Here is a 12,778-nt window from a genome sequence, read left to right as displayed (position 1 = left end):
GGGCGGGGTCGTTGGAACTCGGGTAGGACCCAACCGGACGTGCGACTCGGGGGTAGACAGGGTATGCCGACGATGACGGATGAGCCGGTGGTGTTGGGCCCGCCCTCGGACGGGTCCGGGTTCGCGGAGTGGGTGCGGCCGCATCTGCCGGCGATGGCTCGTCTTGCGGCGCGGCTCGCCGTGGGGGCGGACCGCGACGACATCGTGCAGGAGGCGCTCGCGCGGGCGTGGGCCAAGCGGAGTCAGTACGACGCGAGCCGTGGGACGCCGTCCGCCTGGCTGCTCGCGATCACCGCGGACCAGGCCCGGAAGGCGGTCCGCCGGTTACGGCCGGCCGGCGAGCTGGCCGAGCACGACGGTCCGGTGTCGCGGCCTGATCTGGACGCCCGGATGGACGTGGACCACGCGCTCGCCATCTTGTCGGCCCGGCAACGCCTCGCCGTGGACTGCTACTACTTCGCCGATCTGTCGATAGCCGACACGGCCGCGGTGATGGGCTGTTCCGAAGGCACCGTCAAGTCCACTTTGTCCGATGCGCGGGCCCGCCTGCGTACCTTGCTGGAGGTCAGCGAATGAACCCGACCGACGAGGTCGACGAGCTGTTGACGCAGGCCGGTGCGCGCTGGCGTGCCGGCCAGGCGTCGGCGCCCGAGCCCGACCTCGACCGCATCATGGGCGGCCGGCGCCGCCCGCGCGCGTGGGTGCCCGCCCTGGCCGCCGCCAGTGTGGCCGCGATCGCCGCCGCCGCGCTCATCGTCCTGCCGGGTGGTGACAAGGAGCCGGTGGCCGGCCCGGTCACGACCGGTGGCCCGACCGGCTCACTTGCTCGAGGCAACCAAGCGCCGCACGACGAACTGCTCGTCCGCGACGGCGACCGGGTCAGGGTGGGCGGCCGGGTGATCGCCGTCCCCGGGCACGATCCGGTGTACTGCCCGTCACTGCCGCACCCCGCGATCGGCTGGCCGAAGGGCGGGGAGCCGGCGCCGTCCTGCCCGGCGCAGTACGCGGTGACGCTGAAGGGTCTCGACCTGAACAGGATCTATGAACCGAAGACGATCAAGGGCGTGCGGACCGGCTACGTCATCGTGACCGGGATCTGGTCGGGCCGCACGATCGAAGTGCGGGACCAGCAGGTGCCGGTGACCAAGACCACCACGCTGGAGCAAACTCTCCCGCCGGATCAAGTGCCCTGTCCCGAGCCGGTGGGCGGCTGGAAGACCGGGCGCACCCCCCTCGACCAGCCCGCGGTGGCCGCATTCCTCGACGCTCGGCAGGACCAGGTCACCGATCCGAGCCTGCTGTACCCCAAGGGCAACGTCCCGGGGGCACCGGAGGTCTACACGATCGGCGTGGCGCACGGCGACCTCGCGGCCTTCCGGACCGCCTTCGCCAAGGTGTACACCGGCAACCTGTGCGTTCACCGGGTGAACCTGAGCAAGGCCGAACTGACCAGGATCAGCACTTCCGTCGGCGACCTGATGAACAAGGACCTCGGCGTGTACCGCACGGGCCCGGAGGGTGTCGACAAGGTTGGAGTCGGGGCCCTGGTGTACGACGAGGCACTCAAGACCGCGCTGACCCCGCTCGGCCTGGACAACCTCACGTTGGATGTCGCGGTGAAGCCGGTGCGCTGACGATCGGCGCACCAGGTCAGCGGTCGTGGAAGAACTTCACCAGGAGGCGCGCGGTGGCGGCTGGTTGCTCGATGGCGGGGGAGTGGGAGGCCTCGGGGATAACCTGTGGCTCCACTCCCAGGTCCGCGGCCATCTGGCGCTGGGTCTCGAGCGGCCAGCCGTCGTCGCCCTCGCCGTACAGGACCTGGGCACGTACGCCGGACTTCGCCAGTTCGTCGGTCTTGTCCTGGGCGTCCGTCAACCGCCGGGTGATCTCCGAGAGGCTCACCGGGACGTTGCCGGTGAACCGCTTGCGGAGGAAGGCGGCGATCTCCTCCGGCGGCGCGATGTACGCCGGGCCGCTGCTGTCGTGCTGCAACTTCAGGTCGTACACCTGCTCGATCGGCAGGTTGTCCAGGCCGTAGGCCAGCATCTGCAGTCCCTGCACCCTCACCTCGTCGGTGAAGGCCGCCGGGCCGGAGCACATCAGGCTGATCGTCGAGAACACCGACGGATCCGTGAGCACCGCCTCCCGCGCGACCAGTCCGCCGAACGAGTGCCCGACCAGCTGGCTGTAGCCGCCGAGGGCCTCGCTCATCGCGACCACGTCCGCAGCGAGCTCCGCCAAGGTGTAGGCCGACGGGTCGGCGGGGCCAGGCGTTTCGTACTGACCGCGCTGGTCGACCGCGACGGTCCGCCAGCCGTACCGGCACAGGTGGTCCACCAGCGGGGTGAAGTCCTCCTTGCTGCCGGTCCATCCCGGGACGAGCAGGACCGTGCCCAGCGGCGTACCGATCTGCGGCACAGCCGTCAAGGTGGCGAAGGACCCGCGGTCGGTCTCGAGGGTCGCGCGGTGAACCCCGTCGGGCAACGTCAGCGAACGTGGCGTACTCACAAGTACTGAGAGTATCCGGTCAGTCCGTCCGAACCAGAGTCGCCGTGGCCAGGCCGAGCAGGACGACGACGGCGGCGCTCACGACGACGGTCAGCTGTACGCCGCTCCTGCGGTTCCGGCCGCCACCATGCTGGAGGTTCAAGCGAAGTTGAGGCCAACCCGGGGTGCGGCCGGGCGTTCCGGTGTGCGGCACAATGTCCGGGTGCCTCGCACGATGGCGGTTGCCAACCAGAAAGGCGGCGTGGCCAAGACGACCACTGTCGCGACGCTCGGCGCTGCGCTGGCCGAGCAGGGTCAACGGGTGCTGCTGGTCGATCTGGACCCGCAGGCCTGCCTGACGTTCTCGGTCGGTACCGACCCCGAGGACCTGGACAAGTCGATCCACCACGTCCTGCTCGGCGGCGTGAAGGCGCGGGACGTGCTGATCGGGCTCGCGGACGGGGTCGACCTGCTGCCGGCGACGATCGAGCTCGCGACCGCGGAGGTCCGGCTGGCCCGCGAGAGTGGGCCGGAGCAGGTACTGCGGACCGCGTTGCGTCCGCTGCGGGCGTCGTACGACTGGGTGATCGTCGACTGCCCGCCGACACTCGGGCTGCTGACGGTGAACGGTCTCTCGGCGGCATCCGACGTACTGATCCCGCTCCAGTGCGAGACCCTGGCACATCGTGGTGTAGGGCAACTACTCGACACGATCCACGACGTCCAGCGGCTGACGAACCCGGAGCTGACCGTGCTCGGCGTACTGCCGACCCTGTACGACGGCCGGACGACGCTCGCCCGCGCGGTCCTGGAGACGATCGCGGACACGTACTCGCTCGACGTGCTGGAACCCGCGATCCCGAAGTCGATCCGGTTCGCGGAGGCGCCGGCGATCGGCGAGACCGTGCTGAGCACGGCGCCGGCCTCGCCCGGTGCGAAGGCCTACCGAGCATTGGCCGGCGCGCTGCTCTGAACGCTACTGCCCGTCCGGAGCCTGGCTCGGCGCGAGCGCGGGCTGCCGGCGCAGCCGGTTCCGGACCCGCCACAGCGGTACGCCGATCAGCACCAGCAGCACCAGGAACGGCAGCGCCGCGCCGAGAGCCGTCGCCAGCGCGGCGAAGGTGGCGGTGAACGCGTTCCAGCCGCCCTTCAGCCCGGCCACGAACCCGCGGTCGGGGTCCTGGGAGACGGGTGCCTCGCCCTTCGCGGTCAGTGTGAGTGCGAGCGTGGCCAGTTCGGTCTGCAGGGCGAGGTTCTTCTGCTTGGCCAGCAGCGACTCGAGGTCGGCCTCCCGCCGGGTCAGCTCGGTCTCCACGGAGACGATCTCGCCAATCGTGTTCGCCCTCGCGAGCAGCGTGCGCATCCGTTCCAGGCTGGCCCGCTGGGAGGCGATCCGGCTCTCCACGTCGACCACCTGCTCGGTGACGTCGCTGGATTCCTGGTGGATCTGCTTCCGGGTGCCGAGCTCGGACAGCCGCTGGATCGCGGTGTCGAACGACGCGGTCGGCACCTTCAGGACGAGGTTCGCCCGGGTGAGCCTGCCCTTGTCGTCGCTACCGGTGTCCTCGGAGGCGACCTGTCCCTTGAGACCGGCGACGAGCGTGATCGCCTGCTGCCGCTGGGCCTGCACGTCCTCGGAGTCGGTCTCGATCGTCAGCGAGCCGGTCTTGATGATCGCCCGGGTGATCGTCGGCTGAGCGGCCGGCTTGTTCTGCGCGTTCCCCGTGGCCTTGCCGTCGGATGCCTCATCCGAGCCCGCGCCCTGCCGGTCCTGGGGTGCGGCGGCACCGGACGCTCCCGATGCTCCGGACTCGCTGGTGCTGTCGGCGCCCCCACCGGAGCACCCTGCCAGCAGAACCATCCCCAGCAACGCCACCCCGGCCGCGGCAGTCTTGATCCGCCTCATCACCCATGCCCCTCTCTCGTGGTTGTCGCTAGGACGCCACGGAGGGGCAGGGTGTTGCAGGCTCAGATCACCGTTCGGCCACGGTCGGGCGACGGGGCGGTCACTCCGGAGCGGTGAAGAGCGGGACGGTCGGGCTGGACCCGGGCTCGGGCGCCGGCGGCGCCTCCGCGGTCTTCCGGGTCCGCGTCCGCCTGCGCTTGCCAGGCTCGTCAACCTCCGCGGCCGGCTCTTCGGCAACCTTCCGCGCCCGAGTCCGCTTCACCGGCTCAGTCGCCTCAGCCGCAGGGGCGTCGGCCGCAGCGGCGTCGGCGGGAGCCTGGGCGGTCTTCCGCGTCCGGGTCCGCTTCACCGGCCTCTCGGCCGGCTCCTCCACCGGAGCAGGAGCCTCGGCCGCCGCCTCGACGGTCTTCCGGGTGCGGGTGCGGTTGCGCGGCTTCCGCTCCGGCGCCTCCGCGGCCTCCGTCGACGACTCGGCCGTCGGCGGGACCTGCGTCTTCGTGGTCACGTCCGACTCGGACTTCTGCTCGGTCGTCTGACCGTCGAGCACCTGGCCGCCGCGCGTCCGCTTCCGGTTCCGGTTCCGCTTCCGCGCCGGGCGCTCGCCGCCCTCCGAACCCTCGCCGGTACGACGCCGCTCCCGGGCGGGCGCGTCCTCACGTGGCTCGCGGGCCGGCTTGATCCGGCCCTTCGCCTCGGTCGAGATGCCCAGGTCGTGGTAGAGCTCCGGCGAGGTCGAGTAGATCTCCTGCGGCTCGTCGTACGGCAGGTCGAGCGCCTTGTTGATCGTCTTCCACCGGGTCACGTCCGGCCAGTCGACGAAGGTCACCGCGATCCCGCTGGCACCCGCCCGGCCGGTCCGGCCGATCCGGTGGATGTAGGCCTTCTCGTCCTCGGGGCAGGTGTTGTTGATGACGTGGGTGACACCCTCGACGTCGATGCCGCGGGCGGCGACGTCGGTGCAGATCAGCACGTCGATCTTGTCGCCGCGGAACCGCATCAGCGCCCGCTCGCGGGCCTGCTGGTTCAGGTCGCCGTGGATCGCGGCCGCCTTGAAGCCGCGGTCCTGCAGGTCGTCGGTCAGCCGGGAGGCCTCCCGCTTGGTCTTGCAGAAGATCATCACCCGGCCGCGGTCCTCGGCCTGCAGGATGCGGGCCACCACCTCGGGCTTGTCCAGGTCGTGCGCCCGGTAGACGAATTGCGCGGTCGTCGGCACCATCTGGGTGTCCTCGTGCGACTCCGCCCGAATGTTCAGCGGGTGCCGCATGTGGGTGCGCGCCAGGCCGATCACGGCCGACGGCATCGTTGCCGAGAACAACATCGTCTGCCGGAGCTCGGGCGTCTTGCGCAGAATGCGTTCCACGTCGGGCAGGAAGCCGAGGTCGAGCATCTCGTCGGCCTCGTCCAGCACGAGCACCTTGATGTGGCTCAGGTCGAGCACGCCCCGGTTCGCCAGGTCCAGCAGACGTCCGGGCGTACCGACGACGACGTCGACGCCCTTCTTCAGCGCGTCCAGCTGCGGCTCGTACGCGACCCCGCCGTACACCGTGAGCACCCGGACGGTGCGCACGGTGGACGCGGTCTCCAGGTCCTTGGCGACCTGGATGGTGAGCTCACGGGTCGGGGTGACGACCAGCGCCTGCGGCTTGCCCGGAGCGGCGAGTTCCTCGTAGTCGGGCTCGCCGGGGGAGATGGTGCGCTGCAGCAGCGGGATGCCGAAGCCGAGCGTCTTGCCGGTCCCGGTGCGGGCCTGGCCGATCAAATCGGTGCCCATCAGGGCGACAGGGAGCGTCATCTCCTGGATCGGAAACGGCTCCACGATGTTGACGCGATCGAGCGCGTCGCAGATCTCGGGCAGTACCCCGAGCTCTCTGAAGGTGGTCAGGCTGATCGCCTCTCACATGCTTGTACGGACAGTTGCGTCAGTGGCCGGGCGCCTGGGGGCTCTGCAGCCCCCTTCGTGAGGCGCGGGACACTGTGCAAGCACCTCGCACCAGCTTGCCCATCTGGGCGCGTCACCGGCGAATCGCTCACCAGTGTAACGGGTGAACCTGTCAACGCCGCTTCGTGTGCTTTGCGCCACTCGCCGCTCGATCCGGGAACTGTGGTGTGCGCAACTCGCGGCCGGGTCCCGATAGGGTGCCGGGCATGGAGCAGACGGCCTTTGATGATCCCGCCTACCGGGCCGCGGCGGTGGATCTGCTGGGAGTGCTCGCGTACGGTGAGCTGACCGCCTTCGAGCGGATCGCCGAGGACGCCAAGCTGGCGCCGACGCTGAACGACAAGGCGGAGCTCGCCGCGCTGGCGACGACGGAGTTCGGGCACTTCCAGCAGCTGCGGGACCGGCTGGTCGCGCTCGGGGTGGACCCGATGGAGGCGATGCAACCGTTCGTCACCCCGCTGGACGCGTTCCACGACCACACCGCGCCGTCGGACTGGCTGGAGAGCCTGGTCAAGGCGTACGTCGGCGACGGCCTGGCGAACGACTTCTACCGCGAGATCGCATCGTTCGTGGACGCCGAGACCCGGGCGCTGGTGCTCGAGGTGTTCGCCGACTCCGGACAGGCCGAGTTCGTCGTCGACCGGGTCCGGGCCGCGATCGCGGAGGACCCGAAACTGGGCGGCCGGCTGGCGCTGTGGGGCCGCCGGCTGGTGGGCGAGGCGCTCAGCCAGGCGCAGCGGATCGCCGCCGACCGCGACTCGCTGGCCGCGCTGCTGGCCGGCAGCGTCGACCGCCCGGGGCTCGACCTGGCCGCGATCGGCCGGATGTTCACCCGCCTGACCGAGGCGCACACCGCCCGGATGACCGCTCTCGGCCTCCAGGCGTAGGCATCCCGGAAACGTTGGCCGGCCGCCACCGGCGAAGGGTGACGGCCGGCGAGGCACTCCTTCGGTCAGACGGCGCGGGTCTTTCCACGCCCGGTGACCATGGCTGCGATGACGACCAGAACCGCGGCCACGATGATGCTGACGATCCAGCGGATCCAGTCGATCCCGCTGGTGGCTTCGACGCCGAGCGCCGCGGCCACGTAGTAGCCGATCAGGACTCCACCGATGCCGCACAGCACGGTGAGCCACAACGGGATGTTGTCCCTGTCGCCCGGGGCGACGAACTTGCCGAGCAGGCCGATGATGATGCCGGCAATGATCACACCGATGATTTCCATGACGCTGGCTCCTCCTTGTGACGACCGCGTCCACGCGGCGGGACGATTGTCTCGCCGCACCGCAACGGTTACCGGTCGGCGACACACCCAAACGTGTTGCGATCAGCCGTCGCCGGATTGCAACCCAGCGTCACGGGGACTTCGGTCAGATCGCGCCGAACCCGACCTTGCGGATCGACACCTCACCGATCTCGACGTACGCGAGCCGGTCGGCGGGCACGATCACCCGGCGGCCCTTGTCGTCGGTCAGCTGCAACAGGCCGGACTTGCCGCTGAGCGCATCGGCGACGGCCTGCTGCACCTCGTCCGGGCTCTGCTCGCTCTCCAGCACCAATTCACGATTGGCGTGCTGCACGCCGATCTTGACCTCCACGAAACCCTCCGGGCACGTTCCGACCGGCGGCTCTCGCCGGTGACTGTTCGAGCCTATCCGCTGCCGACCGTCAGCTCTCACCCGTCCGCCCAGAGCAGAACCCGGTAGGGCGCCCGCCGGAGGTCTCAGCCGTCGGTGCGAGGGAAGCCGCCGATGCCGCGCCAGGCCAGCGAGGCGACCAGGTCGGCGGCGTGTTCCTGCGGCAGCGACGGGTTGTCCGCCGCCAGCCAGTAGCGGGCGCTCACCTGGGCCATGCCGACCAGGCTGACGGCCAGCACCATCGACTGCTGCCGGCTCAGCCCGGCGTCCGCGCTGATCACCTCGGACACCGCCTCGGCGCACTCGTGGGTGACCCGGTCGACCCGCTCCCGCACGGACGGCTCGTTGGTCAGGTCCGACTCGAACACCAGCCGGAACGCGCCCTGGGCGTTCGCCACGTAGTCGTAGAACGCGTGCATGGTGGCGGTGACCCGCTGCTTGTTGTCGTCGGTCGACTTCAGCGCGTCCCGCACGGAGGCGACGATCGCGTCGCAGGAGGTGTCCAGCAGCGCCAGGTAGAGCTCCAGCTTGCCGGGGAAGTGCTGGTAGAGCACCGGCTTGCTGACGCCGGCGCGATCGGCGATGTCGTCCATCGCGGCGGCGTGGTAACCGTTCGCGACGAAGACCTCCTGGGCCGCCTCGAGCAGTTGCGCGCGGCGGGCCAGCCGCGGCAGGCGGCTGCCGCGCTTGGGCGCGGTCTCGGGTGTCGTCGACACGTCGGCTCCTTCGGTGGTGCGGCACCGGCGGCACGGCTCGACCGCCGGGTCGTTCCCCGAATCCTACCCAGCGGTCATCCCGGCCAGTAGCTTCGCCACGGCTCGGCGTTCCATCGTGGTACTGCCGGTCGTCCCGCCGTACTGTTCCGCTGCGGTCAGCGGTAGTCGTCCTCGTCCTCGTCGCCGACCTCGCGGCGCTGGTCGTCCACGTCCGCCGGATCCGCCTCGATCGGTACGCCGGAGTCGTCCGGGCGGCGGTCCGTCACGGTCTGGCTCTGGCGTTGCTCCAGGACGTCGGCCTCGGGGGCGTCGTCGGGCACGCTGTCGAAGCCTGGACCCTCGTAGTCGGGCTCGCTGGTCATGCGACTGCTCCTCTCGGTACGACGGTCAGGACGGATGCCACGGGTTACGACGGTAGCGGTTTGGGGTCGTCGTACATGCCTTCCAGCACGTCGCCGTACTCCTCGATCCGGGCCAGCACCTCGTGCGGCAGGAACCGGAGCTCCTCCGGCTCGGTCGCCGACGCCACCTCGTCCCAGTCGATCGGAGTGGACACCCTGGGCTCCTCGGCCCCGCGCAGGGAGTACGGCGCCAGCGTCGTCTTGGCGCTGTTGTTCTGGCTCCAGTCGATGAACACCTTGCCCGGCCGGAGCGCCTTGGTCATGTTGGCGGTCACGTTCTCCGGCAGTGCCTCGGCCAGCTGCTCCGCGAGCTGCTTGGCGAACGCACTGGCCTGCTTGGACGACGCCGGCTCGATCGGCACGTACAGGTGCATGCCCTTGTTGCCGGACGTCTTCGGCCAGCCCTCCAGCCCGAAGTGGCTGAGCAGCTCGCGCAGCGCGAGCGCCACGTCGCAGCACTCGACGATGGTTGCGCCCGGCCCCGGGTCGAGGTCGAACACGATCAGGTCGGCCTGCGGGTCCTTGCCGTCCTTCGACAGACCGATCCGCCACTGGGGCACGTGCAGCTCGAGTGCGGCCAGGTTGGCCAGCCACACCACCGTCTGGACGTCGTCCGCGACGACGAAATCGGCCTCGTCCCGTCCGGTCGAGCTCCCGGGGGTCGGCAGCGTCACGGTTCGCACCCAGGACGGCGTACCGCGGGGGGCGTTCTTCTCGAAGAAGTACGCCGCCTCGGTGCCGTCGGGCCACCGCTTGCGGGTCAAGGGACGGTCGGAGAGGTGCGGCAGCAGCAGCGGGGCCACCTGGTGGTAGTAGTCGATGACCTCGGCCTTGGTGAACCCGGTCGACGGATACAGCACCTTGCCGAGGTTGGTGAGCTTCATCGTCTGCCCGTCGACCTCGGTGGTCAGTTGCTTCGGTGCGGCTGCCATGCCTCCCAGTCTCCACCCCCGACCCGTCCTAACGGGTGAACACCGGCCGGGTGGCGACTTACCATGGGATTCGTGGAACGTTACGCGGCAGTAACCGGCGACAGTGTTCCGCTGGGTGTGCAGGAATGGCCGGCCCGCCGAGTGCCGGTCGCGGGGGTCGATCTCCTGGTCAGGGACGTCCCGGGCGCGGCGCCGGACCTTCCGCCCGCGCTGTTCGTGCACGGGCTGGGCGGCTCGTCGCTGAACTGGACCGCGCTCGGCCTGCTGCTCAACGACACCGTCCGCGGGATGGCGCCCGATCTGCCCGGGTTCGGGCGTACGCCGCTGGCCGGGGTAGCCGGGATCCGCGAGCAGGTCGACGTACTGGTCGAGTTGATCGAGCGGGAGGCCGACCGGCCGGTGCACCTGTTCGGCAACTCGATGGGCGGAGCGACGTCAGTGGCGCTGGCCGCGCGGCGGCCGGACCTGGTCACGTCGCTCACCTTGGTCTCGCCGGCGCTTCCGCACCCGCGAGCGTCCGCCACCGCGCTGTGGTTCGCCGCGGTCGCCACGCCGCGGCTCGGCCAGGTCGTGCTCGAGCGAAGCCGGCGGCTGCCGTTCGAGCGCCGGCTCAAGGTCGGGCTGGCGATGGTGTTCGGTGATCCGCGGTCGCTGCCGGCCGAGGTGAAGGCGGCGTACGAGGCGGAACTGCGCCGGCGGGACTCGGACCCGTGGGGGATGCAGGCGACGGTCGACGGTGCCCGGAGCATCCTGCGCTCGTCGCTGGCGCCCCCTCGCAAGTCGCTGTGGGCGGTCGCCGCCCGGGTCGAGTGCCCGGTGCTATTGATCTACGGCGGCAGGGACCGGCTGGTCGACGCGCGGATCCGGACCAAGGCACAGCACAGCTTCCGGGACGCGCGGTTGCTCTACATCCCGCAGTCGGGTCACGTCGCGCAGATGGAGCACCCCGAACAGGTCGAACGGGCGTTCCGTCAGCTGATCAGCTGATCGAGTCACAGCTGTGCCCGGACCGAGACGCGGTTGAGCGGCCGGTCGGATCAACTTTTTTCTCGCCCACGGAGTCGGACGAGCACCGGCTTCGTCGAACGAGAGGATCACTGTGCGGGTAACGGGCAGCCTCGTCAGAAGCCTGTCGCTGGGGATGGTCGCACTGCTGAGCGTGGGGTTGCTGCCCGCGAACGCCACACCGCACCGTCCGCCCCCGTCGGTTGCTTCAGGCCACAACTGGGACGTGAAGCCGGTGGCCGCCGGTTATCAGCTGACGCTGCGCCTCCAAGCGCCGGCGCCGATGCGTGCGTCGCTGCCGCTGCTGGCCGTGAACGGCGTACCGATCGGCGTGGCCCGGCAGTCGCCGGACCAGCGGACGCTGACGCTGGTCACCAGCAACCCGGCCGTGCTGACGGCGCGCGACGTCCGGCTGGTCTGGTCGGGTGACGTCGGCAAGAGCACCGGCCGGAACCGGGGACAGGCGGCCGGGCCGACCGACGCCGACTGGCTGAAGGCGAAGCGCGGGCCGCTGCTGACAGACGATCCCGGTGCGTTGGGCGATTACCAGGTCGCCACCTCCGAGTACGACCTCGGGGACGAGGCCGTCTACCTTCCGGGCCTCGAGCAACGGTCCGAACTGCGCGGGAAGGTGTACAGGCCGCGTGGCGCCGTCGGTCCACGGGCGCTGGTGATCTTCCTGCACGGCCGGCACCAGTACTGCTACGGCGACGACGTCGCGCCGTCTGGCAAGCCGTGGCCGTGCCGAGCGGGCGCGAAGCCGGTGCCCAGCTTCCGCGGGTACGACGGCCCGGCGCAGGCGCTCGCCAGTCACGGCTACCTGGTCGTCTCGATCAGCGCGAACGCGGTGAACGCGTACGACGGTGATCTCTACGACTCCGGTGCGCAGGCGCGGGCCGAGCTGGTCCTCGACCACCTGGCGCTGTGGAAGAACTGGTCGACGATCGGCGGTGGACCGTTCGGCCGCACGTACGTCGGCAAGGTCGACCTGCAGAACGTGGGTCTGATGGGTCACTCGCGTGGCGGTGAGGGCGTGGCCCGGGCCGCGGTGCTGAACGCCGACCGCGGCGGGCAGTTCGGCATCCGCGCGGTCCTGCCGCTCGCACCGACCGACTTCGCCCGTGCGACCGTGCCCGGTGTCGCGATGAGCGTGCTGCTGCCGTACTGCGACGGTGACGTCTCGGACCTGCAAGGCCAGAAGTTCTACGACGACACTCGCTACTCCGTCACCGGCGACACCGCACCGCGGTCGACCGTGACGGTGCTCGGGAGCAACCACAACTTCTTCAACACCGAATGGACGCCGGGACAGTCCGAGGCGCCGTCCGGCGACGACTGGTCCGGCGAGGACAGGGAATCACCGTGCGGGGCGAAGTACGCGGGTCGGCTGACCGCCAAGGAGCAACAGGCCGTCGGGACGGCGTACGTCGCGGGATTCTTCCGGCTGCAGTTGGGCCACGAGCGGAAGTTCCTGCCGCAGTTCGACGGGTCCGACGCCCGGGCCGCGTCGGCCGGGCGGGCCGTGGTCCGTGTGGTGTCGCAAGCGCCGCCGGCGTCGCGGCGGGACGTGAATGCGCTCGACAAGGCGCTGCCGGCCGACGCGGTCAGCGGGAAGGCGTCGGCCGAGGTGTGCGCGGGGGTGAGCCGGCCATCCGGACGGATGGCGGCGACATCGACGTGCATGACGACTGACGACTGGGCCAACGCACCGCACTGGGGTGCCGCCTGGTACGCCGCGCGCACACCGACCACTGC

Annotated in this window: 14 protein-coding genes and 1 pseudogene; 6 read left to right on the top strand and 9 right to left on the bottom strand. The window is 70.4% G+C overall.

The features are described 5' to 3' along the window. Positions 1-72 precede the first annotated feature (72 nt). Complete coding sequence (locus E1218_RS31480; protein ID WP_233712596.1) at positions 73-576, top strand: RNA polymerase sigma factor; 504 nt, start codon at positions 73-75, stop codon at positions 574-576. Continuing rightward, positions 573-1,634 carry a hypothetical protein gene (locus E1218_RS31475; protein WP_132326686.1) on the top strand — a complete coding sequence of 354 codons (1,062 nt, stop codon included), beginning with the start codon at positions 573-575 and terminating at the stop codon, positions 1,632-1,634. Before E1218_RS31480 ends, E1218_RS31475 begins: the two co-directional genes overlap by 4 nt. A gap of 16 nt (positions 1,635-1,650) precedes the next feature. Here the strand turns inward: E1218_RS31475 and E1218_RS31470 are convergent, their stop codons facing one another. Further along, positions 1,651-2,508, bottom strand: coding sequence for an alpha/beta fold hydrolase (locus E1218_RS31470; RefSeq protein ID WP_132326685.1), 858 nt, complete (start codon positions 2,506-2,508; stop codon positions 1,651-1,653). Positions 2,509-2,527: 19 nt separating this feature from the next. Then, complete coding sequence (locus tag E1218_RS37860; RefSeq protein ID WP_267900338.1) at positions 2,528-2,650, bottom strand: hypothetical protein; 123 nt, start codon at positions 2,648-2,650, stop codon at positions 2,528-2,530. Between the two features lie 60 nt (positions 2,651-2,710). Between E1218_RS37860 and E1218_RS31465 the strand changes: the two genes are divergently transcribed. Further along, the gene (locus E1218_RS31465; protein WP_202866295.1) at positions 2,711-3,460 is read left to right on the top strand and encodes a ParA family protein; all 750 of its coding nucleotides are present in this window, start codon (positions 2,711-2,713) and stop codon (positions 3,458-3,460) included. A gap of 3 nt (positions 3,461-3,463) precedes the next feature. On the opposite strand, the gene E1218_RS31460 is transcribed toward E1218_RS31465, so the two are convergent. Both E1218_RS31460 and E1218_RS31455 read right to left on the bottom strand, forming a co-directional pair. Next, a complete protein-coding gene (locus E1218_RS31460; protein WP_132326684.1) occupies positions 3,464-4,393 on the bottom strand; it encodes a DUF4349 domain-containing protein in 930 nt (309 codons plus the stop codon). Positions 4,394-4,493: 100 nt separating this feature from the next. Then, the gene (locus E1218_RS31455) at positions 4,494-6,185 is read right to left on the bottom strand and encodes a DEAD/DEAH box helicase (protein WP_132326683.1); all 1,692 of its coding nucleotides are present in this window, start codon (positions 6,183-6,185) and stop codon (positions 4,494-4,496) included. A 353-nt stretch (positions 6,186-6,538) separates the two neighbouring features. Between E1218_RS31455 and E1218_RS31445 the strand changes: the two genes are divergently transcribed. Next, positions 6,539-7,219 carry a ferritin-like fold-containing protein gene (locus tag E1218_RS31445; RefSeq protein ID WP_132326682.1) on the top strand — a complete coding sequence of 227 codons (681 nt, stop codon included), beginning with the start codon at positions 6,539-6,541 and terminating at the stop codon, positions 7,217-7,219. A gap of 65 nt (positions 7,220-7,284) precedes the next feature. Here the strand turns inward: E1218_RS31445 and E1218_RS31440 are convergent, their stop codons facing one another. From E1218_RS31440 to ligD, 5 genes are all read right to left on the bottom strand, one after another. Next, complete coding sequence (locus tag E1218_RS31440; RefSeq protein WP_132326681.1) at positions 7,285-7,557, bottom strand: GlsB/YeaQ/YmgE family stress response membrane protein; 273 nt, start codon at positions 7,555-7,557, stop codon at positions 7,285-7,287. A 145-nt stretch (positions 7,558-7,702) separates the two neighbouring features. Then, entirely contained in the window at positions 7,703-7,930 is a 228-nt protein-coding gene (locus E1218_RS31435; protein WP_132326680.1) for a DUF3107 domain-containing protein, read from the bottom strand. Between the two features lie 125 nt (positions 7,931-8,055). Then, complete coding sequence (locus tag E1218_RS31430) at positions 8,056-8,685, bottom strand: TetR/AcrR family transcriptional regulator (RefSeq protein ID WP_132326679.1); 630 nt, start codon at positions 8,683-8,685, stop codon at positions 8,056-8,058. A gap of 155 nt (positions 8,686-8,840) precedes the next feature. Continuing rightward, positions 8,841-9,047, bottom strand: a complete 207-nt coding sequence (locus E1218_RS31425; protein WP_132326678.1) for a hypothetical protein — start codon at positions 9,045-9,047, stop codon at positions 8,841-8,843. A 44-nt stretch (positions 9,048-9,091) separates the two neighbouring features. Further along, positions 9,092-10,018, bottom strand: a complete 927-nt coding sequence (gene ligD, locus E1218_RS31420) for a non-homologous end-joining DNA ligase (protein WP_132326677.1) — start codon at positions 10,016-10,018, stop codon at positions 9,092-9,094. A 72-nt stretch (positions 10,019-10,090) separates the two neighbouring features. Between ligD and E1218_RS31415 the strand changes: the two genes are divergently transcribed. Together E1218_RS31415 and E1218_RS31410 are read left to right on the top strand one after the other, a co-directional pair. Beyond that, positions 10,091-11,005, top strand: a complete 915-nt coding sequence (locus tag E1218_RS31415; RefSeq protein WP_132326676.1) for an alpha/beta fold hydrolase — start codon at positions 10,091-10,093, stop codon at positions 11,003-11,005. A gap of 154 nt (positions 11,006-11,159) precedes the next feature. Beyond that, positions 11,160-12,778, top strand: a pseudogene (locus E1218_RS31410) (Calx-beta domain-containing protein); the annotation flags it as partial.

Source organism: Kribbella turkmenica (assembly GCF_004348725.1).
GTDB lineage: Bacteria > Actinomycetota > Actinomycetes > Propionibacteriales > Kribbellaceae > Kribbella > Kribbella turkmenica.
This window is presented reverse-complemented; position numbering and strand designations above follow the sequence as displayed.